Source organism: Shewanella halifaxensis HAW-EB4 (assembly GCF_000019185.1).
Taxonomy (GTDB): domain Bacteria; phylum Pseudomonadota; class Gammaproteobacteria; order Enterobacterales; family Shewanellaceae; genus Shewanella; species Shewanella halifaxensis.
On sequence record NC_010334.1, the window covers coordinates 5206178 to 5226917 of the forward strand.

The 20740-nt window shown below is 42.9% G+C and carries 22 protein-coding genes; 3 read left to right on the top strand and 19 right to left on the bottom strand.

Translation table 11 applies throughout. The features are described 5' to 3' along the window. Window positions 1-25: 25 nt before the first annotated feature. The 13 genes from atpD to mioC all read right to left on the bottom strand — a co-directional run bounded on the left by atpD (window position 26) and on the right by mioC (window position 12139). On the bottom strand, window positions 26-1402 hold the full coding sequence (atpD, locus tag SHAL_RS22235; RefSeq protein ID WP_012279338.1) for a F0F1 ATP synthase subunit beta: 1377 nt from the start codon (window positions 1400-1402) through the stop codon (window positions 26-28). A gap of 35 nt (window positions 1403-1437) precedes the next feature. Continuing rightward, window positions 1438-2298 carry a F0F1 ATP synthase subunit gamma gene (gene atpG, locus SHAL_RS22240; RefSeq protein ID WP_012279339.1) on the bottom strand — a complete coding sequence of 287 codons (861 nt, stop codon included), beginning with the start codon at window positions 2296-2298 and terminating at the stop codon, window positions 1438-1440. A gap of 48 nt (window positions 2299-2346) precedes the next feature. Next, window positions 2347-3888 carry a F0F1 ATP synthase subunit alpha gene (atpA, locus tag SHAL_RS22245; RefSeq protein ID WP_012279340.1) on the bottom strand — a complete coding sequence of 514 codons (1542 nt, stop codon included), beginning with the start codon at window positions 3886-3888 and terminating at the stop codon, window positions 2347-2349. A gap of 14 nt (window positions 3889-3902) precedes the next feature. Beyond that, window positions 3903-4436, bottom strand: a complete 534-nt coding sequence (gene atpH / locus SHAL_RS22250; RefSeq protein ID WP_012279341.1) for a F0F1 ATP synthase subunit delta — start codon at window positions 4434-4436, stop codon at window positions 3903-3905. Window positions 4437-4452: 16 nt separating this feature from the next. Next, complete coding sequence (atpF, locus tag SHAL_RS22255; RefSeq protein ID WP_012279342.1) at window positions 4453-4923, bottom strand: F0F1 ATP synthase subunit B; 471 nt, start codon at window positions 4921-4923, stop codon at window positions 4453-4455. A gap of 27 nt (window positions 4924-4950) precedes the next feature. Then, the gene (gene atpE / locus SHAL_RS22260) at window positions 4951-5208 is read right to left on the bottom strand and encodes a F0F1 ATP synthase subunit C (protein ID WP_012157432.1); all 258 of its coding nucleotides are present in this window, start codon (window positions 5206-5208) and stop codon (window positions 4951-4953) included. A gap of 32 nt (window positions 5209-5240) precedes the next feature. Beyond that, window positions 5241-6071 carry a F0F1 ATP synthase subunit A gene (gene atpB / locus SHAL_RS22265; RefSeq protein ID WP_012279343.1) on the bottom strand — a complete coding sequence of 277 codons (831 nt, stop codon included), beginning with the start codon at window positions 6069-6071 and terminating at the stop codon, window positions 5241-5243. Between the two features lie 12 nt (window positions 6072-6083). Then, window positions 6084-6467 (bottom strand): ATP synthase subunit I, encoded by a 384-nt coding sequence (locus SHAL_RS22270; RefSeq protein ID WP_012279344.1) that lies wholly within the window; start codon window positions 6465-6467, stop codon window positions 6084-6086. A 224-nt stretch (window positions 6468-6691) separates the two neighbouring features. Beyond that, window positions 6692-7582 carry a ParB/RepB/Spo0J family partition protein gene (locus SHAL_RS22275; RefSeq protein WP_012279345.1) on the bottom strand — a complete coding sequence of 297 codons (891 nt, stop codon included), beginning with the start codon at window positions 7580-7582 and terminating at the stop codon, window positions 6692-6694. Window positions 7583-7591: 9 nt separating this feature from the next. Then, a complete protein-coding gene (locus SHAL_RS22280) occupies window positions 7592-8380 on the bottom strand; it encodes a ParA family protein (protein WP_012279346.1) in 789 nt (262 codons plus the stop codon). 228 nt (window positions 8381-8608) lie between these two features. Next, a complete protein-coding gene (gene rsmG, locus SHAL_RS22285; protein WP_012279347.1) occupies window positions 8609-9232 on the bottom strand; it encodes a 16S rRNA (guanine(527)-N(7))-methyltransferase RsmG in 624 nt (207 codons plus the stop codon). Window positions 9233-9351: 119 nt separating this feature from the next. Continuing rightward, window positions 9352-11241: a tRNA uridine-5-carboxymethylaminomethyl(34) synthesis enzyme MnmG gene (gene mnmG / locus SHAL_RS22290; protein WP_012279348.1), complete on the bottom strand. Its 1890-nt coding sequence runs from the start codon at window positions 11239-11241 to the stop codon at window positions 9352-9354. Between the two features lie 457 nt (window positions 11242-11698). Beyond that, on the bottom strand, window positions 11699-12139 hold the full coding sequence (gene mioC / locus SHAL_RS22295) for an FMN-binding protein MioC (protein ID WP_012279349.1): 441 nt from the start codon (window positions 12137-12139) through the stop codon (window positions 11699-11701). A gap of 419 nt (window positions 12140-12558) precedes the next feature. On the opposite strand from mioC, the gene SHAL_RS22300 reads away from it, so the two are divergent. The 3 genes from SHAL_RS22300 to SHAL_RS22310 all read left to right on the top strand — a co-directional run bounded on the left by SHAL_RS22300 (window position 12559) and on the right by SHAL_RS22310 (window position 15048). Further along, a complete protein-coding gene (locus SHAL_RS22300) occupies window positions 12559-13530 on the top strand; it encodes a nucleoside hydrolase (RefSeq protein WP_012279350.1) in 972 nt (323 codons plus the stop codon). 253 nt (window positions 13531-13783) lie between these two features. Continuing rightward, window positions 13784-14713 (top strand): DUF1186 domain-containing protein, encoded by a 930-nt coding sequence (locus tag SHAL_RS22305; RefSeq protein ID WP_150102122.1) that lies wholly within the window; start codon window positions 13784-13786, stop codon window positions 14711-14713. 41 nt (window positions 14714-14754) lie between these two features. Then, on the top strand, window positions 14755-15048 hold the full coding sequence (locus SHAL_RS22310; RefSeq protein ID WP_041416180.1) for a SemiSWEET transporter: 294 nt from the start codon (window positions 14755-14757) through the stop codon (window positions 15046-15048). A gap of 93 nt (window positions 15049-15141) precedes the next feature. On the opposite strand, the gene SHAL_RS22315 is transcribed toward SHAL_RS22310, so the two are convergent. The 6 genes from SHAL_RS22315 to rpmH all read right to left on the bottom strand — a co-directional run bounded on the left by SHAL_RS22315 (window position 15142) and on the right by rpmH (window position 20377). Next, window positions 15142-15786, bottom strand: a complete 645-nt coding sequence (locus SHAL_RS22315) for a LysE family translocator (RefSeq protein WP_012279352.1) — start codon at window positions 15784-15786, stop codon at window positions 15142-15144. Window positions 15787-16534: 748 nt separating this feature from the next. After that, on the bottom strand, window positions 16535-17896 hold the full coding sequence (gene mnmE, locus SHAL_RS22320; protein ID WP_012279353.1) for a tRNA uridine-5-carboxymethylaminomethyl(34) synthesis GTPase MnmE: 1362 nt from the start codon (window positions 17894-17896) through the stop codon (window positions 16535-16537). A gap of 115 nt (window positions 17897-18011) precedes the next feature. Next, on the bottom strand, window positions 18012-19646 hold the full coding sequence (yidC, locus tag SHAL_RS22325; RefSeq protein ID WP_012279354.1) for a membrane protein insertase YidC: 1635 nt from the start codon (window positions 19644-19646) through the stop codon (window positions 18012-18014). Window positions 19647-19649: 3 nt separating this feature from the next. After that, complete coding sequence (yidD, locus tag SHAL_RS22880; protein ID WP_012279355.1) at window positions 19650-19904, bottom strand: membrane protein insertion efficiency factor YidD; 255 nt, start codon at window positions 19902-19904, stop codon at window positions 19650-19652. Next, window positions 19871-20227: a ribonuclease P protein component gene (gene rnpA / locus SHAL_RS22330; protein ID WP_086020069.1), complete on the bottom strand. Its 357-nt coding sequence runs from the start codon at window positions 20225-20227 to the stop codon at window positions 19871-19873. Before rnpA ends, yidD begins: the two co-directional genes overlap by 34 nt. A 12-nt stretch (window positions 20228-20239) precedes the next feature. Continuing rightward, complete coding sequence (rpmH, locus tag SHAL_RS22335) at window positions 20240-20377, bottom strand: 50S ribosomal protein L34 (RefSeq protein ID WP_011867659.1); 138 nt, start codon at window positions 20375-20377, stop codon at window positions 20240-20242. Between the last annotated feature and the right edge of the window lie 363 nt (window positions 20378-20740).

The following is a 20740-nucleotide window of genomic DNA, read 5'->3' on the forward strand; positions in this document are numbered from 1 at the left end:
TCCTTAAACTAAGTCAAAGACCTAGTTATTTTTTGTTAGCTTTCTCAACAGCTTCGTCGATTGAACCAACCATGTAGAACGCTTGCTCTGGAAGGTGATCAAACTCACCCTCTAGAATGCCCTTGAAGCCACGGATTGTGTCTTTAAGAGAAACGTACTTACCTGGAGAACCGGTGAATACTTCTGCTACGAAGAAAGGCTGTGAAAGATATTTTTCAATCTTACGAGCACGCGCTACAGTTGTCTTATCTTCATCAGATAATTCATCCATACCAAGAATCGCAATAATATCTTTCAGCTCTTTATAGCGCTGAAGTACAGTCTGCACACCACTCGCAACATCATAATGCTCTTGACCAACAACCAAAGGATCTAGCTGACGCGAAGTCGAATCCAATGGGTCAACCGCTGGGTAAATACCCATAGAGGCGATGTTACGTGACAGTACAACAGTCGCATCTAAGTGAGCGAAGGTTGTTGCTGGTGACGGATCCGTCAAGTCATCCGCAGGTACGTATACGGCTTGAACAGAGGTAATAGACCCTGTCTTAGTCGATGTAATACGCTCCTGAAGTACACCCATCTCTTCAGCCAATGTTGGCTGGTAACCTACTGCTGATGGCATACGGCCTAGCAGTGCAGATACTTCAGTACCTGCCAAGGTGTAACGATAGATGTTATCAACGAAGAAAAGAACATCTTTACCTTCGTCACGGAACTTCTCAGCCATAGTTAGACCGGTAAGTGCCACACGTAGACGGTTTCCTGGAGGCTCGTTCATCTGACCATAAACCATGGCCACTTTGTCGAGAACACCAGAATCTTTCATCTCGTAGTAGAAATCGTTACCCTCTCGAGTACGCTCACCTACACCAGCAAATACAGATAAACCTGAGTGTGCTTTAGCGATGTTGTTAATAAGTTCCATCATGTTGACGGTCTTACCAACACCAGCTCCACCAAACAGACCAACTTTACCACCTTTAGCAAATGGACAAACAAGGTCGATAACCTTGATACCCGTTTCTAAAAGTTCAGTTGAGCTTGATTGATCTTCATATGAAGGCGCTTCACGGTGAATAACATAACGTTCTTGCTCACCGATTTCACCACATTCATCAATAGGATCACCTAAAACGTTCATGATTCGGCCAAGAGTCGCTGACCCTACCGGAACAGAAATTGGTGAACCAGAGTTTACGACCTCAAGACCACGACGCAGACCATCTGAAGTACCCATAGCGATGGTACGAACTACACCACCACCAAGTTGCTGCTGAACTTCCAGCACCAAGCCTTCACTTTTGATCTCTAGAGCGTCATATATCTGAGGTACGGCATCATGTGGAAACTCTACGTCCACAACCGCGCCAATGACTTGGACAACAGTACCTGTGCTCATGATTAATCCTCTAAAACTTGTATTCGTTACCTAGCCTAAACGGCTGCAGCGCCAGCAACAATTTCCGACAGTTCCTGCGTAATAGCAGCTTGACGGGCTTTGTTATAGACCAACTGCAAGTCATCGATAAGTTCACCAGCGTTGTCTGTCGCAGCTTTCATAGCAACCATACGGGCTGCTTGCTCAGATGCGATATTCTCAACAACACCTTGATAAACCTGAGATTCAACAAAACGAACCAACAAAGTATCTAACAATAACTTTGGATCTGGCTCGTAGATGTAATCCCACTGATGAGTAAACTCACCTTCTTCTGACTTAGGCAAAGGTAGCAGCTGCTCGATCACCGGCGTTTGAGCCATAGTATTTACAAACTTGTTGAATACTACGTACAAACGATCCAGCTTGCCTTCGTTGTATGCTTCTAGCATCACACGTACTGTTCCGATCAAGTCGACTAGCTTTGGAGCATCGCCTAAACCTGAAGCAGAAGCAGAAACCTGTCCGCCAAAACTGTTGAAGAACTGCGCACTACGTGCACCAATCGTACAGAATTCGACTTCTGCACCAGCTTCACGCTGCTTCTTCACGTCTGCGATAACCTTTTTGAAAAGGTTAACGTTCAGACCACCACAAAGACCACGGTCGGTTGACACAACAATGTAACCAACACGCTTAGCCTCTCTCACCTCTAAATAGGGGTGCTTATACTCGAGAGAACCTTGCGCCACGTGACCGATCACCTTACGCATATTTTCTGCATATGGACGACTTGCAGCCATGCGGTCCTGCGCTCTACGCATTTTGCTGGCGGCAACCATTTCCATAGCAGATGTGATCTTCTGAGTGTTTTTAACACTCGCGATCTTGGTTTTAATCTCTTTAGCGTTGGCCATCTTAACTCTCCAATCTGGACCTGAGGTGTCTTACGACACCTCTTTCGATTACCAGGTTTGGGTTTCGACGAACTTATCGAGGCCGGCCTTCAACTCACCTTCGATATCAGCGTTATAATCGCCAGTATCGTTAATGGTCTTCATTAGGTCAGCATGCTCGCTGTTCATGAAAGAGAGCAGAGATGCTTCGAAATCACCAATCTTATTAAGCTCTACGCTCTTTAGGTAACCTTTTTCAGCTGAGAAAATAGACACAGCCTGATTAGCTACGCTCATAGGGGCGTATTGCTTTTGCTTCATAAGTTCAGTAACACGCTCACCATGCTCAAGCTGAGCACGTGTTGCATCATCTAAGTCAGATGCAAACTGTGAGAACGCTGCAAGCTCTCGATACTGTGCAAGTGCGCTACGAATACCGCCTGACAGTTTCTTGATGATCTTAGTCTGAGCCGCACCACCAACACGAGAAACTGAGATACCAGGGTTAACAGCTGGACGTAGTCCAGAGTTAAATAGATCGGTTTCAAGGAAGATCTGACCATCAGTAATCGAAATTACGTTAGTCGGTACGAATGCAGAAACGTCACCCGCTTGAGTTTCAATAATCGGCAATGCAGTCAAAGAACCAGTTTGGCCTTTCACTTCGCCTTTAGTGAACTTCTCAACATACTCAGCGTTAACACGTGAAGCACGTTCTAACAGACGAGAGTGTAGATAGAATACATCACCTGGGTATGCTTCACGTCCAGGTGGACGCTTAAGAAGCAATGAGATCTGACGGTAAGCAACTGCTTGCTTAGAAAGATCATCATAGACAATCAGTGAATCTTCACCGCGGTCGCGGAAATATTCACCCATTGAACAACCAGAGTATGGAGCCAAATATTGTAGAGCAGCAGCTTCAGAAGCTGTAGCAACAACAACAATGGTGTTCGCCAAAGCGCCATGTTCATCTAGCTTGCGTACCACGTTAGCGATGGTAGAAGCCTTTTGGCCTACTGCTACGTATACACACTTAATGCCAGTATCTTTTTGATTGATGATGGCATCGATCGCAAGAGCGGTTTTACCGATCTGACGGTCACCAATGATCAATTCACGTTGTCCACGACCGATTGGGATCATAGAGTCAACGGCTTTATAACCAGTTTGCACTGGTTGATCTACTGACTTACGTTCAATAACACCTGGTGCGATAACTTCAACAGGAGAGAAACCATCGTGTTCGAGTGGTCCTTTCCCGTCGATTGGCTCGCCCAATGTGTTGACTACGCGGCCTAATAGACCTCGGCCAACTGGGACTTCCAAAATACGACCAGTTGTTTTAACTTTATCACCTTCTGCTAAATTAGCATAAGGCCCCATCACTACGGCACCGACAGAATCACGTTCTAAGTTCAACGCGATTGCGAAACGGTTACCAGGCAGTTCAATCATCTCACCCTGCATCACATCGGCTAGACCGTGGATGCGGATGATGCCATCACTTACTGCAACGATAGTACCTTCGTTGCGAGCTTCACTGACGACGTTGAACTGCTCGATCCGCTGTTTAATCAGATCGCTGATTTCAGTGGAATTCAGTTGCATGCTCAAACTCCCAATTACGACTGCAGCGTATCAGACAGACGCGAAACTTTTCCGCGGACCGAGCCATCAATGACTAAGTCTCCTGCCGTGATAATTACACCAGCAATAAGGCTGGTATCTATGCTGCAATTCAGCTTAACTTTGCGTGCTAGACGTTTCTCTAAAGAAACGCTAAGCGCTTGTAGTTGCTCAGAGGTTAGCTCAGTAGCTGAAACGATTTGCGCTTCAACTTCTTTCGCATACTCACGTTGCAGCTCAACAAATTGTTGAGCAACAGCTGGTAGCACAACTAAACGACCGTTTTCAGCCATTACCTTTAACAGGTTCTGAGCTTGCTCGTTGATCTGCTCGCCACAAACTCCAATAAAGAGTTCTGCAAGCTTACCGCTGGCTACAGAGCCAGACAGTAAAGGCTGCATCGTTTCGTTTTCACTCACTAATGCGGCGAAGTTCAGCATTTCTGCCCAACTCTCTACTGCTTTCTGTTCAAGAGCGAACTCAAAAGCTGCCTTTGCGTAAGGACGAGCGATGGTGGTTATTTCAGCCATAACTCAAGCTCCTTATTTAAAGTTCAGCAACAAGTTTATTAACTATGTCACTGTGTGCGGCTTCATCAATCGAACGTTCAAGAATTTTTTCTGCGCCAGCAATAGCCAGTGCAGCTACTTGCTTACGTAGATCTTCTTTCACGCGATTACGTTCGTTTTCAATTTCAGCGTGTCCCTGAGCAATAATTTTCGCTCGCTCGGTATCGGCTTCAACTTTTGCTTCATCAACGATTTGAGCTTTGCGTTTGTTCGCTTGCTCAATGATTTCGTTTGCTGTTGCTTTAGCGTCTTTTAGCTGCTCTGTTGCTTTAACCTGAGCTAACTCTAAATCTTTTGCAGCACGTCCTGCATCAGCTAGACCATCAGCAATTTTCTTCTGGCGTTCTTCGATAGCGTTCATCAATGGCGGCCATACAAACTTCATGCAAAACCACACAAAGAGTAAAAAAGAAATCGCTTGGCCTAGCAGGGTAGCGTTAATACTCATAACGACAACTCCTTCTAAGGGGGACGATTAGCCTGCTAATTGACCTAAGAACGGGTTAGCGAATACGAAGAATAATGCAACACCAACTGCAATCATTGAGATCGCATCAAGTAGACCAGCTACAATGAACATTTTAGTTTGAAGTGCAGGAGCAAGTTCTGGCTGACGAGCAGAAGCTTCTAGGAATTTACCACCTAGAATAGCAAAGCCAATACCAGTACCTAGCGCTGCTAAGCCGATCATAATTGCAACAGCTATTGCTGTAAAGCTAATTACAGTTTCCATTTTATCTCCGATAAGTAACTAATTTTATTAAATTAATGGTCTTCATGTGCCATGCTTAGATATACAATCGTAAGCATCATGAAGATAAACGCCTGCAGCACAATTACCAAAATATGGAAAATGGCCCAAGGCACTGATAATGCAAACTGCGCCCACCAAGGCATCAGTGCTATCAGAATAAAGATCAACTCACCTGCATACAGGTTACCAAACAGACGAAGCGATAATGAAATCGGCTTCGCAATCAAGGTGACTGTTTCCAAAACAAAGTTAATTGGAATCAGAGCCCAGTGATTGAAAGGCTGCATAGTCAGTTCTTTAGTGAACCCACTAAACCCTTTAACCTTGATACTGTAAAAAACAATTAACACGAACACACTCAAAGCTAAGCCCAAAGTTACGTTCAAGTCAGTTGTAGGTACAATCTTTAGGTAAGGTACGCCTAATAATCGTTTGGCGGCCTCAGGTACAAAGTCAACAGGGATCAAGTCCATTAAGTTCATCAGGAAAACCCAGACGAAAATAGTTAGACCTAATGGTGCAATAACCGCATTTTTCCCATGAAATGAGTCTTTAACGATTTTATCTACACCTTCCACGCACATTTCAACGAAACATTGAAGCTTGCCTGGAACGCCAATTGTTGCCTTTTGTCCTACTTTGTAGAATAACCACAAAAATAGAACCCCTAGACCTACTGAAAATAAAAGTGAGTCAATGTGCCAAGTCCAAAATCCAGCATCTTGACATGCATAGTTAAAAGCAATCCCACCATCAGTGGAACACATTTTCGCATTAGTCAGGTGATGCTGGATATAGTCGGAAGCCGTTATAGTTAACGTATCATCCCCAGTTGTCGCCATGATTAATCTCACTTAATTTTGTTTGAAGTGTAAAGGGACTGTCCAAGGCACAATTAGCACAAGTAAATAGCAGACGAATAACGGCATAAATGACGATTTCATCAAACCAAATGCAAGTGAAAATAATACAATGGTTAACAGCAACTTTACCGCTTCCCCCAGGAAAAATGATCGTACGACCTTTCCTGATGCTTGTGCCCCCGAATGGGAGAAAGCTAGGGTTGCGAACACAAAATTAGGGAGTACAGCGATAGCACCACCTGCCAAAGCAGACAGACCATACTGAACCCCCCACATAGCGAAAAAGAAAAGGGAAACACATCCAGCAACCGCCGCCTGCAGTAAAACTAATCTATAGGCTGACCGCCGGCCACGACGTGCTAAAACCTTGCTCAATTTACCTTCTCCGCATTATAACTTCTTGTTTAGATGACAGGATTACAAATACCCTGCACAAACCCTAGGTACAAAAAGCTTGCGAAAGTATACCGTTTCAGGCTTTCAAAGCAAGTTCAACCGCTAGAAAAAGGGGACTTTTAGTGTGATCTACGCCAAAAGTCTAAAAGAGTAAGATTAACGAATGTCACAAAGTTACATAATATAGTGTTAACTTTGAGCTTTTAGCGGATTTTGCTGATAATTCCCTCTAATTCAGCTAGATTTTGGTAATTAATTACCACTTTGCCTTTGCCCTTCTTGTTATGTGTTAACGTAACCTTAGCACCTAGTCTTTCAATTAATTGGGTCTCTAAACGGACTACATCATGATCTTTAGCTGGTTTTTCGGCGATTTCAGTTTGATTTAAGGTTTTATTGACCAATCGTTCCGTTTCACGAACAGTTAATTCTTTGGCTACAACCAATCGAGCTAAATTAGTTTGCTCATCACCGCTGATAGCGAGCAGTGCCCGACCATGCCCCATATCGATATCACCGTACTCCAGCATACGCTTTACAGGTTCATTTAAACCATTAAGGCGCAATAGGTTTGATACTGTCGCACGAGACTTGCCTACAGCATCGGCAATTTGCTGATGGGTCAATTTAAACTCTTCAATAAGACGATTTAACGCAATGGCTTCTTCCATCGCATTAAGATCTTCACGTTGAATGTTCTCGATAAGTGCAATAGCAACAGCAGCCTCATCTGCCACCTGTTTTACAATACAGGGGATCTTAGGCAGTCCGGCAAGCTGAGATGCACGCCAGCGACGCTCACCGGCAATAATTTCATAGCTTTCAGGAGATATTTTACGGACAACGATAGGCTGAATAATACCTTGAGCGCGAATGGACTCAGCAAGCTCTTCTAACGCCTCAGACGACATATCTTTACGCGGCTGATACTTACCCGGTTGTAATCTATCGATATCTAACGTGATTAGATCATCGTTTCTAATATCTTGTTCAACTTCAGTTGCAACAGTTGGTTCAGCGCGCTGGTTTGCAGCTTGGCTTGTGCTTAGTAATGCATCTAGACCTTTACCCAAGCCTCTTTTTTTCAGTGTCATTTTTTATCCTTAAACTTGCTCAGCCTGGGTGAGCTGCTCTGCACGACGAATAATTTCGCCTGCGAGTGCTAGATAGGCTTTAGCCCCAGCACTCGATTTATCATAATACATCGCTGGAGCACCAAAACTAGGGGCTTCGGCCAACCGAACATTCCTAGGGATCACTGTGCGGTAAACTTTGTCACCAAAGTGCTGTTTCAGTTGATCAGAAACATCATTTGAGAGTCGGTTACGGGGATCATACATAGTGCGCAAGATCCCTTCGATATGAAGGCCCGAGTTAACCATAGCCCCAAGCTTACTAATGGTATCCATTAGTGCCGTCAGCCCTTCCAGCGCGTAATATTCGCACTGCATAGGAACCAATACAGAATCGGCTGCAGACATGGCATTAACTGTTAACATATTTAGTGAAGGCGGGCAGTCGATAAAAATGAAGTCATAGTCATCTTTAATAGGGGCGAGAGCATTACGCAAACGAACTTCACGGGCAAAAAACTCCATGAGCTTAATTTCCGCAGCAGTAACGTCACCATTGCCGGCGATGAGATCATATTTTCCAGTAGTATCTCGGCAAACAACATCCTCAAATGGCTTTTCTTCAACCAATAACTCATAAGCGGTGTTCTCGACAGTATATTTATCGATACCACTGCCCATCGTCGCATTACCTTGAGGATCGAGATCGATCAACAAAACACGACGTTTAGTCGCTGCTAGAGAAGCCGCTAAATTCACACACGTTGTTGTTTTTCCGACGCCACCTTTCTGGTTGGCCACGGCAATCACTTTACCCACAATATCACCCTGTAAGTCACTTTTATTATATTCCCGAGCGTTGTTTCACGCAGGGAATTAGCGCACTAATCTAATGGTTATTAGTAACAAATTGCTTGAAGCGCCGAAAGATTGCAACTCTTCAGTTCGCTTTGTCTGCAACCACTGGCTTCACCTAGTCTATTTTTATCGCGACAGAGATAAAATAAGCTACGGTCATCAAAAAGTAACAACCGCATTAAAAATTAATCAATCTTGCTTAATGACACGTAACAGATGACGCTGTTCATCCAATTTAGGCACTTTAAGCTCAAAGATATCTGTTACCACAAAACCCGCAGGCAGTTGTGCCATCTCATCTTCACTCAATTGCCCCTTGAGCGCATAGAAGCAACCATCAGCTTTGGGGAGGTGGTGGCACCAGTGCAGCATATCTTGAATAGAAGCGAACGCACGGCTTAACACACCATCGAATAGTTCTTCAGGTTGGTAAGCTTCAACACGGCTTTCTATTGAAGAAATATTATTGATACCTAACTCAAACTGCACCTGCTTTTGAAAACGGATCCGCTTACCTAAACTATCGAGCAGTACAAATTCTTTGTCAGGATTTAAGATCGCCAGCGGGATCCCAGGTAAACCAGGGCCGGTGCCTACGTCTATAAAACGCGATCCCTTAAGGTGAGGCGACACCACTAAACTGTCCATAATATGACGGATCAACATCTGCTCAGGATCACGTACAGATGTCAGGTTAAATGCCTTATTCCACTTGTTAAGCATGCCGACAAAGTCTACAAGCTGCTTCTTTTGCTGCTCGGTAGCAGTCAGGCCAACTTCGGCCAAATAATCATTTAATTGGGCAGATAACACAGTTTGTGTCCTCAAAATAAAGCGAATCAAAAATCAATCAGTATTATGAATCGCGGAAAAGATGAAAGGAAGCCTCAAAGCTTCCCTTTATCATGCAAAGCTCGCGAATCTGTAACGAACTAGGCGCTTTTTCTCAATAAACCTCGTTTTTTCAGATGGACCAACAAGATTGAGATTGCAGCAGGAGTCATTCCAGAGATACGTGAAGCTTGGCCAATCGTCTCAGGCTTATGCTCATTCATCTTAGCAATCACCTCATTCGACAAACCTGGTACTTCTTGATAATCCAGATCTAGCGGTAGCAAAGTGGTTTCATGGCGAATCGCTTTATCAATTTCACCTTGCTGGCGTTGAATATAACCAGAATACTTAACTTGGATCTGTACTTGCTCTGCAGCACGTTGATCTTCAAGTCCTGGACCGAAGCCATCGATAGACATTAGCTTTGGATAATCCATTTCTGGACGACGAAGTAGATCTTCGAATGTCGCTTCACGCGTGATCGGCGTATTCAAATTCGGATTAAGCGCCTCAACTAACGGTGAGTTAGGGTGGATCCACTGACCACGTAAACGTTGCAGTTCAGTTTCGATCGATTCCATCTTCTCACTAAACAGTGCCCAACGTTTATCGTCAACTAAGCCAAGTTCGCGGCCTTTCTCGGTTAAACGTAGATCGGCGTTATCTTCACGTAGTAACAAACGGTATTCCGCACGGCTGGTAAACATGCGGTACGGTTCTTTGGTACCTAACGTCGATAAGTCGTCTACCAATACACCTAGATACGCTTGATCACGACGTGGAGCCCAAGCTTCCTTACCTTGAACCTGCAGCGAAGCATTCATGCCCGCTAACAAACCTTGTGCGCCAGCTTCTTCGTAGCCGGTAGTACCGTTAATCTGTCCAGCAAAGAACAAGCCACTAATGGCTTTTGTTTCTAATGAATTTTTAAGATCGCGAGGATCAAAGTAATCATACTCAATCGCATAACCTGGACGCATGATCTCAGCATTTTCCATACCTTTGATTGAGCGAACCAAGTTCAACTGAACGTCAAAAGGCAAACTGGTCGAAATACCGTTTGGATAGATCTCAGTCGTATTTAATCCCTCTGGCTCAATAAAGATCTGATGCGACGTTTTGTCTGCAAAGCGATTGATCTTGTCTTCGATTGAAGGGCAGTAACGCGGACCAATACCTTCGATGATCCCTGAATACATTGGACTTCTGTCTAAACCACCACGAATAATATCGTGAGTACGCTCATTGGTATGAGTGATGTAACAAGAAACTTGTTCAGGGTGGTCGTTAACATCGCCGATAAATGACATCACTGGTAATGGATTATCACCTTTTTGCTCTGTCATTAGAGAGAAATCAATGGTATTGGCATCGATACGTGGAGGTGTCCCCGTTTTTAAACGTCCAACACGGATCGGTAATTCTCTTAGTCGATGAGCCAAGGCTATTGACGGTGGATCACCAGCTCGACCACCGCTGTAGTTTTCGAGTCCGATATGGATCTTTCCACCAAGGAATGTCCCAGCAGTTAAGACAACTGCTGGAGCTTCAAAGGCCAAGCCCATCTGTGTGACAACACCAATCACTTTGTTATTTTCAACAACAAGATCGTCTACCGCTTGTTGGAAAATACGTAGATTCGTTTGGTGCTGTAAAATTTCTTGGATTTTGTGTCGATAAAGTGCTCTGTCTGCTTGTGCGCGAGTTGCACGAACAGCTGGCCCCTTACTTGAATTTAATGTACGAAATTGAATTCCTGCAAAATCGGTAGCAACAGCCATTGCTCCACCTAATGCATCAATTTCTTTGACTAAGTGTCCTTTACCTATGCCGCCGATAGCAGGATTACAGGACATCTGTCCTAAAGTATCTATGTTATGGGTCAGTAAAAGTGTTTTGGAGCCCATTCTAGCAGAAGCTAAAGCGGCTTCTGTACCAGCATGACCACCACCAACAACGATTACATCAAACCGTTCATGAAATTGCATTCGACAGCCTTCGATTCTTAAAAGGATAAATTGTTTTTGAGCGGATCATTTTAGCATTTGCTTTGCTTAAGGTGAACGATCTATTTAGCTTGTTTTGATCAGGGTGGATCGCCTTAATAGATCTTAAGATCTTTATATAGATCTCTTATTATGTTTACTATTAGGATCGCTGTTTTCGGTGGATAACTCTATTAACCGTTTAAAATCAACAGGTAGCACTAAAACGATCTTGTGATCTGATCGCGATCTAACTGCCTTAAGCTTGGGGATAGATCGCCTACTTATCCACAAGGTGGATCATTGAGCAGATCTGATGTGAAGTAATGCAGAAGTTGATCAGATCAAAATAATAGCTTATCCACATATTTATTAAATAAAAAGGTTATATGTGGATAAGTTAGATCTAATCTGTGCATTACAGAAAAGATAAACAACAAAAGCGGGGTGAAATGAGATCTTATAGTTGATCTTGCCAGCTGCTAAGCCATGATAATGCTGGCTCTTCTGGAATAGGATCGTATTGCACATCGATCTGGATCTTATCCACATAGACTTGTGCACCGCATAATTTAAGCTGCTCGACTAATTTTTCTGGGCCCTGACAAAAAGTGTCGTAGCTAGAATCACCGATGGCACATAAGGCAAATTTGATTGCGCTAAGATCGGGGTTTTGGGCTTGGATCTCGTCGAAAAATGGCACTATATTATCGGGGAGATCGCCTGCTCCATGGGTTGAAGAAACGATTAACCAAAGTGAATCTTGGCTAAGATCGCTCAGATTTGGGGTTAAATGAACGATAGTTTCATGGCCTAAATCGCTTAATTGATCGGATATTTCATCCGCAACATATTCTGCGCTGCCTAGTGTGGTGCCGACTAAAATGTCTACTTTTGCCATTATTTGTCCTAATTATTACTGTCTAAATAGAGCTTAATCTGTCTATTCCCTTGCTATATTAAGGTCAAATTATAGATTATTGCTGCTCATTATTTACGTGCATCATAAGGTAAATTTGATTTTGATTCTTCTAGCTTGATGTGATTTACACGCTATATAGCCAGCTTAATGGCTGATTTTTTTGCTCTGCAGGGTCTAAAATTAGTATTGGATTTGCTATTTAAAGCGGAACAGGAATAACTCGCTAGTTTAGTCAGTGTGAAAACTGGACAATATAGATAATTGAATCAATAACTCTAGCGCGTTGTGGTAATTATGTTGCCACTCTAGCGCTTAGATCACGTTTGTGAAATCTGGATAAAGGTATCTTACTCGGCTACCTACAGATGATAGAAATGTAATTATTAGGATCTGAAAAAATGATAAATAAAATAATTCTCGATACTGATCCGGGGATTGATGATGCTATGGCAATCTTGTTTGCTGAAGCTCATCCTGCTATCGAACTTAAAGCTATCACTACTGTTTACGGTAATGCCACTATTGAGAACGGAACTAACAATGCTCTGTTTTTAAAGAAAAAGTATGGTTTTAAAGCTGACGTTGCACAAGGAGCAAGTAAAGCTATCGTTCGCGAACCTGTTGGGCCAACTGTTGTCGTGCATGGTGAAACAGGCTTTGGTGATGTGCATGCACCGACAGAATTAAGTATTACTGCGGATCCTCGTCCTGCTTATCAATACATTATTGATGCCGTAAAAGCTGAGCCTGGTGAGATTACTTTAGTCGCTGTTGGGCCGTTAACTAATTTGGCGTTAGCACTCGATGCGGCGCCTGAGATCGCTGGCTTAGTAAAAGAGGTCGTTGTGATGGGGGGCGCCTTCGGGGTGAACGAGCATAGAGGCAATGTGACGCCTTATGCAGAGGCTAATATTCACGATGATCCTCATGCTGCTGATATCGTGTTTACAGCGCCTTGGCCGGTTGTTGTTATAGGTTTAGATGTGACAGAAGAAAGTTTCTTTAGTAAGGACTATCTTGATCAGTTAAGAGATGACGCCGCTGAAGTTGGCCAGTTTATTTGGGATATCAGTCGTTATTACCTTAAGTTTTACTCTGAAAAAGTCGGCTTAGAAGGCTGCCATGTGCATGATCCATCAGCCATCGCTTATGTTATCGATCCCTCTTTATTTACATTAAGAAAGGGGCCTATTCGCGTCGTTACCGATGGACCTGCTGAAGGGATGACAATCCAAAAGTTTGATGGTCGTATCCATTCTCATGATGACTGGGAATCAAAAACTGTTCAGCAAGTTGGAGTGGCAGTAAAAGATGAGGCGCTACTGAAGCTTTATCGTGAAACTATTATTGAATATGGTCATAGAATCTAAGTCACTCAGGCGTTAGCAACTGATTATTTTCATATCTTGGCTAACGCATTAAGAATAAAAAAGCGGGATAATTCCCGCTTTTTTATTCGCCATTTTTCCGGCATCTGAATAAATTTAATTTTAATATTCAATGTATTGCCATTTATCGGTGCTCGTTAAAGCGTAGCCATGTGTAGCGCTTTATTTATAAGGGCTTTAGCTTTCTTTTTGAGTGTTCTAGAATGCTAAATACCTTATGAACCTTGAATGTAATATGAAATTAGATGAGATAATTAGTACCCTAAGTCGTGGTGATTTAACAGAACTTCCGGTTGAAGCTTTACAATCCGCTAGGCTGCAGTGGTCAGAGTTATTGCCCGTTATTGATGAATTAATGCAGACGTTCATTGCCAAAGAAACATTGACGGAACCTGAGGCTAATTTGTTGTTCTTCGGTATTTGCCTTCTTGTCGACCGTAAGCAATTTAGTTGTTTTGATTCTCTGATCAATTTAACCAACAAAGATGACTGCAATAGTCCTTTAGATACACTACTCGGTGACTTTATTGGTTCTGAACTTTCTACTGCTTATTATATCTTAGCTCAAGGGAAGCCTGAGCAGCTTTGCGTTCTCGTTAACTCCAAGCAAGCCGGTGAAATAGTTAAAATGGCTGCTTTGGGGGCTCTATTCTCACAGTTTCATACTGGTCAAATTGATAAAGAGACACTTAATCAATATATTCCAGCCTTTATTGAAAATCTTGTTACTTATAATCATTCTATAGCGTTGTTTGAGTTGGTTAATCTATTAATTTCTAACCAGTTTAATCAGTATCACACGCAAATGGTAGAGTACGTAGAGCGTAAAGTGATAGATGAAGGTACAGTCGAGAATCAATGTATTGTTGATTGGAACAACAACAGTATTGGTTACTCTGAATGGGAAAGTGGCCTGATATGTGGTGAATACGATGTTATTGACTCTCTGAGTCAGTGGGCGGGGTTCAACGCTGAATCAGAGATGAGTGATGAAGCATTAATGGCGGTTTTTGATGATCTTATGAATACCCCAAATGAACTTGACGAAAGTTATTTTGAGAATGTTGAGCCTCAGCAACCATATATAGCAGGTATTCAAACTGGACGTAACGATCCTTGTCCTTGCGGCAGTGGTAAAAAATATAAAAAGTGTTGTTTAAATTAAGTATTTGCGCGACATAAGAGTGATAATAAAGAGGTGTTAATATGTCTATCATTGACCGTGTAGGTAAAGCGTTAGAGCCTCTTATGCTCGTCATGGGGCTGGTTAGCCCACTTGCCACTTTGCCGCAGCTATACAAACTTTTTTTCTCCCACAGCGAACACGCAGCTGGTCTATCACTGATTACTTGGGTGCTTTATGCCTTTATTGCATTATTGTGGACGACATATGGGCTATACCATAAAAATCCAACAATTTGGGTTGGTAATTGTCTTGGTTTCATAATGTATGTTGCCATGGTGGTTGGGATAATGATTCTAACGGGAGGGACTTTTTAACTTCTCTCCATAGCGAACGAAAATATGACTCAATGGATTCAGCGGACAAAAAAGCGGGTAATTACCCGCTTTTTTAATATTAGTTTTACGATATCAACTGATATTTTGTACCTGAGAGGCTAGTAACCAGATGGCTAAAACAAAGAAGATCATACCCATAAACTTATTCTGATAAGTTCTGAATTTTTCATTCTTGAGTAGTGGTTTACCAACGGTACCGACGAGAGCCACTAGCAGCAAGTTAAAGACTAATCCCATCACGTTAAGTAATAACCCAAGTGCTAGCATTTGCTCGCCTGAACTAGCTGTTAATTGAGTTGAAACGAACTGTGGCAGAAATAAAACAAAAAAGATCAATGCCTTGGGATTTAGTAGGTTACTTACTACCGCTCGGCGATATAACAGTTTCGCGAGATTGTTTTGCTGTTCAATTTCCGGCGCTTCAGCAGCTGAGCTGCGCATGCAGTCCCAACCCATTTTTAGCAGATAGGCGCCACCTAATACCCGTAGTACTTCGAGTGCCATGGGGTTCATGGCTATTACCGCTGACACACCCATAGCTGCTAATAAGGTTAAGATGAGTCCCGATGTTGCATTACCAAAGCTCGCGTAAACTCCGACTTTTTTACCGTAGCTTAGGCTAGAACTCGCTATTAATAGCATGTCTGGACCTGGGATAAGTAGGAGGGCGACGACTGTCGTTAAATATAGTGGTAGTAGAGCCAAATCGATCATCATAAATACGCTGTATAAAGGTAAAAAATCATAACAAGGCGCGGATTTTACAGTGATCGAATTGGAATGAAAGTGATACAGCTAGTAAAAGCATTCACTCGATTGGCAGCCTTTGTTTACGCTGTTGTCTATATGACTACTTTTAGCGTTATTTTAGCGTTCTCTTTAATCTGTCATGGGGGGGGGTATGAAAACTAGACGTTGTTTATCTAAACTCAGAGCTGATCATCGGTGTGCATTCTTGAAGATAAAAGGTTTCACGTGGAACTAACGTACCAGTATGAGTAAAGGGAAAATGATTAAGAATAGGCAAGACGTCAATTACGGGGAGAACTTAAGATCTATTCCTCGAGGATTTTCGAGCTAAAGACTCTATTTTTTACTTTCAAATTGAGATCCTATTTAAACTGAGATCATTTACTTTTGTCCTGAGTATAACTTATCTGCAAAGATCCAAATAAAAAATAAATACTAGATAGATCGTGTTTTTAAGTGTTGGTTAAAGTCTTTTTATTCAACTGCTTATATTGGTTTATGTGTTTGAGGATGGATCTGTTCACAGATCAATACAGCTTGTTGATATCTCTGTTGATACTTATCTCTCGTTTGGTGATCTCGATCATTGTTTTTTTGTTTTGATCGTTATAGATCTTATCTGCAACATGATCATAATTTAGATAAACAAAAAGCCACAGTAGTTAAGTCTATTGTGGCTTTATATTTTGTGGGATTATTCTTAATTAGAGCGGTTTTACTTGCCGATACAGAATGAACTAAAGATCTTACCTAGCAGGTCGTCAGAAGTAAATTTACCGGTTATTTCAGATAACGCCATCTGGCACATGCGTAGCTCTTCGGCGAGTAACTCGCCCGCTTGATACACTTCTAATTGTTCTTTACCTAGAAGTAAGTGGCTGCTTGCCAAGTCGAGTGCTTCTAAATGACGTCTACGAGCGATAAAGCCACCCTCAAGGTTACTTTGGTAACCCATCAATGATTTTAGGTGCTGCTTGAGATCGTCGACCCCTAAACCTGTCTTGGCTGAGATACGATAAACGCTATGACCTGCTTCAGTTGTGATAGCAAGATCTTCACCAGTAAGATCGGCTTTATTACGCACCACCGTCACACCTAAGTTGTTAGGTAGGCGATCGATAAAGTCTGGCCAGATTTCATGAGGATCAACCGCGGGAGTGGTGGTGCCATCGACCATAAACAGCACTCGATCGGCAGTTCTGATCTCATCCCACGCGCGTTCAATACCAATTTTTTCGACGGTATCGGCGGTATCGCGCAGGCCTGCGGTATCGATAATGTGCAGTGGCATACCGTCTAAATGGATATGTTCACGCAGTACATCACGAGTGGTACCGGCTATTTCGGTCACAATAGCCGATTCTTTACCTGCAAGGGCATTCAATAAGCTCGATTTGCCAGCATTAGGTCGACCCGCAATTACCACTTTCATACCTTCACGTATGATTGAACCTTGTTTTGCGCTGGCTTGAACACCATCAAGTTTACCGATAATACCATTTAAAGACGCGGCAATTTTACCATCAGAGAGAAAGTCGACCTCTTCATCAGGGAAATCAATTGCTGCCTCGACGTATAGACGCAGGTTGGTGACCTTTTCTACTAAATCATGTACCTGAGTAGAGAATTCACCCTGAAGTGAGTTTAGAGCGCTTTTGGCGGCTTGTTCGCTGGTGGCATCAATTAAGTCGGCAATGGCTTCGGCCTGAGTTAGGTCAAGCTTATCATTCATGAAAGCTTGTTCGCTGAATTCTCCTGGTTTCGCAATACGCAGGCCATCAACTTCCATAACACGTTTAATCAGCATATCGAGAACGATTTGACCGCCGTGCCCCTGAAGCTCGAGTACATCTTCACCGGTAAAGGAGTTTGGGCCTTTAAAGAATAGCGCGATACCTTGGTCGATAACTTCGCCGCTATCTTCTTTAAAGTCACAGTAATCGGCGTAGCGGGTCTTAGGAATATGCCCTAAAACAGCCATAGCAACATTACTCGCTAAGTCGCCAGATACGCGAATAATACCTACGCCACCACGTCCTGGAGCGGTCGCTTGTGCCACGATAGTATCTGTAGTCATTACTGTGTTTCCTAATCTAATTTCAGGTGTTTATAAAAATACGGCTTCTATATAGAAAGCAAAAAAGCGGTCAATACTCAGTATTAGACCGCTTTTTGTTAGTCGGAGCTAAAGGTTATTTTAACCCTTTTTTCTCCAGACCCGCATAGATAATTTTCTGCTGCGTAATCGCGACTAAGTTACCTACCAACCAGTATAGAACCAGACCCGCTGGGAACCATAGGAAGAATACGGTAAAGATTACTGGCATCCACTGCATCATCTTAACTTGCATTGGGTCCATCGTCGGTGCCATTGGCTGCATTTTCTGCATCACGAACATCGAGATACCCATTAGGATAGGTAGTACGTAGTATGGATCTTGTACTGACAAGTCAGTAATCCAAAGCATGAATGGCGCGTGACGCAATTCAACACTTTCTAGTAGTACCCAGTAAAGTGCGATGAAGATAGGCATCTGTAGCAAGATTGGTAGACAGCCACCCATAGGGTTCACTTTCTCTTTCTTGTACAGTTCCATCATAGCTTGACCCATCTTCTGACGGTCATCACCAAAACGCTCTTTCAGTTCAGCAAGCTTAGGCTGTAGATTGCGCATTTTCGCCATAGAGGTGTATTGCGCTTTAGTTAGCGGGTATAGCAAACCACGAACTGTTAGCGTAATTAAGATAATAGCAAAGCCCCAGTTACCAACGATTGAATGGAAGAACATCAATAGTTTGTAGATAGGTACTGCTAACCACCATAGGAAGCCATAGTCGACAACTAGGTTTAGCGATGGAGAAAGTACTGATAGTGCTTTTTGATCTTTAGGACCAACATAGAACTCAGACTTAATAACCTGTTCGCTACCGGGTGCAATATCATGTAGCTCGCCACGGAAACCAATATTAGCAAGACCATTCTTCATGCTAGAGAAGATAATGTTCTTTTCAGTTGCTGGTGGTACCCATGCTGATACGAAGTAATGTTGCAGCATAGCAACCCAGCCACCTAGTGTTGAATCATCTAGGTTTTTGTCAGCCATATCATCGAAGCTGTACTTTTCGTAACGAATATCATCTGTAGAGAAAGCACCACCAAGATAGGTTGGCATCATCATGCTGCTTTCGCTCTTCTTGATGCTGTGCTTGATCTGTCCATACATTTGAACTTGAAGCGAAGCATCAGAAGTGTTGTTTATTTTGTAATCAACGGCGATGTTGTACTTACCACGAGTGAAGACAAATGATTTTGTGTAAGTTACACCTTTGTCACTAACGTAAGTCAATGGCACGCTAAGTGTGTCTTGGCCGTCTGCCAATTTGTACTCACGTGAAGCGCTGTCAAAGTGAGCTCGACCTTTTACGCTACTGTCGATACCGTCACGACCAATAAGGCCACTTTGTGCGATATAATAGATATCGTTTGTCTGCTCTAGAAGAACAAACGGGTCATCTCCGTTTTCCTCAAGCTTATGAGAAAGTAGGGCAGAGTAAACAATATCACCGCCAACTGGATCAATTTTGATTTCTAGTTGGTCAGTAAATACGGTGATCAGTTCTTTAGATGCTGTTATAGCTTCAGGTACGGCTGAATCAGCATCAGGCACATCTGAACTGTGAGAGTCAGCAACTGTTGAAGCTGGAATTGAAGACTGTGTTTGAGCTGCTGCCACCGGTTGAGGCGCTTGATCTGCTTGCCACTGTTGCCACAGTAGGAAGCTGACAAACAGCAAACCGATCAGCAATATATTGCGTTGAGATTCCATAACCTATTTATCGCACCTATGTTTTTTGTTAGGGACGGGGTCTTCACCGCCCGGATGTAAAGGGTGACATCTTAATATGCGTTTCGCTGCAAACCAACACCCTTTCACAAAACCATGCAATCGAATTGCTTCGATTGCATAATGTGAGCACGTTGGATTGAACCTACAACGAGGCCCCAGCATGGGGCTTATGAGTAGTTGGTAACCACGAATAATCGTGGTTGCTAGCCATTGTAACGGCGACTGAGTTTTCGCCATAGCTTTTCTACTAAGTTTTTTAGTTCTGCGTTTTCCATATCAAGCACGCCATTTCTGACAAGCACAACGATATCCACAGCGGGTAGATCATGCTGGTGTAAACGGAAATTATCTCTAATTATGCGTTTAATACGGTTACGTTGGTTTGCTTTTTTGACATAACGCTTGGCAACCGTTAGTCCTAAACGAGGGTGTTGTTCAGAATTAGGAATTGCAAGTAAGGTTATTTCAGCGGAGGACGCTTTGATAGGTTTGGTAAATACAGATTTAAATTGCGCGGGAGTTAACAAACGTAACTCCCGCGTAAAGGTATAGCTAGTCACTTGCATTTCTACTTACGCAGAAAGACGAGCGCGACCTTTAGCACGGCGACGTGCGATGACCTTACGGCCACCTACAGTAGCCATACGAGCGCGGAAGCCGTGAGAACGCTTGCGCTTCAGGTTGCTAGGTTGAAAAGTACGTTTACTCATTATGGCAATCCGTCTTTGTTAGGTTAATAAACCTTAAACTCCAAAAAAGAGCTAAGGGCAAAAAAGAGGCCGAATTGTAATCACTTTAGTTATGCACGTCAACTAGGAATAAGCGCAAGTGATTAAATATTGCCATCTTTGAATATACTTCGATGCTTGGAGCCTACTAGAATATGTGGATAACTCTGTGAGTTACCACTACATGTTGTGGTTTAGTAGAACTGAAAACTGATCGAATGCCATCTATTATAGATCGATCTGGATCGCTTTATAAAGCTGGATTTGCAGCTTGGCTCATATTTCTTGATCGCAAGGGATCTTTTAAGATCGAGATCTTAATGGTTAGTTGATCTATCTGGGGAT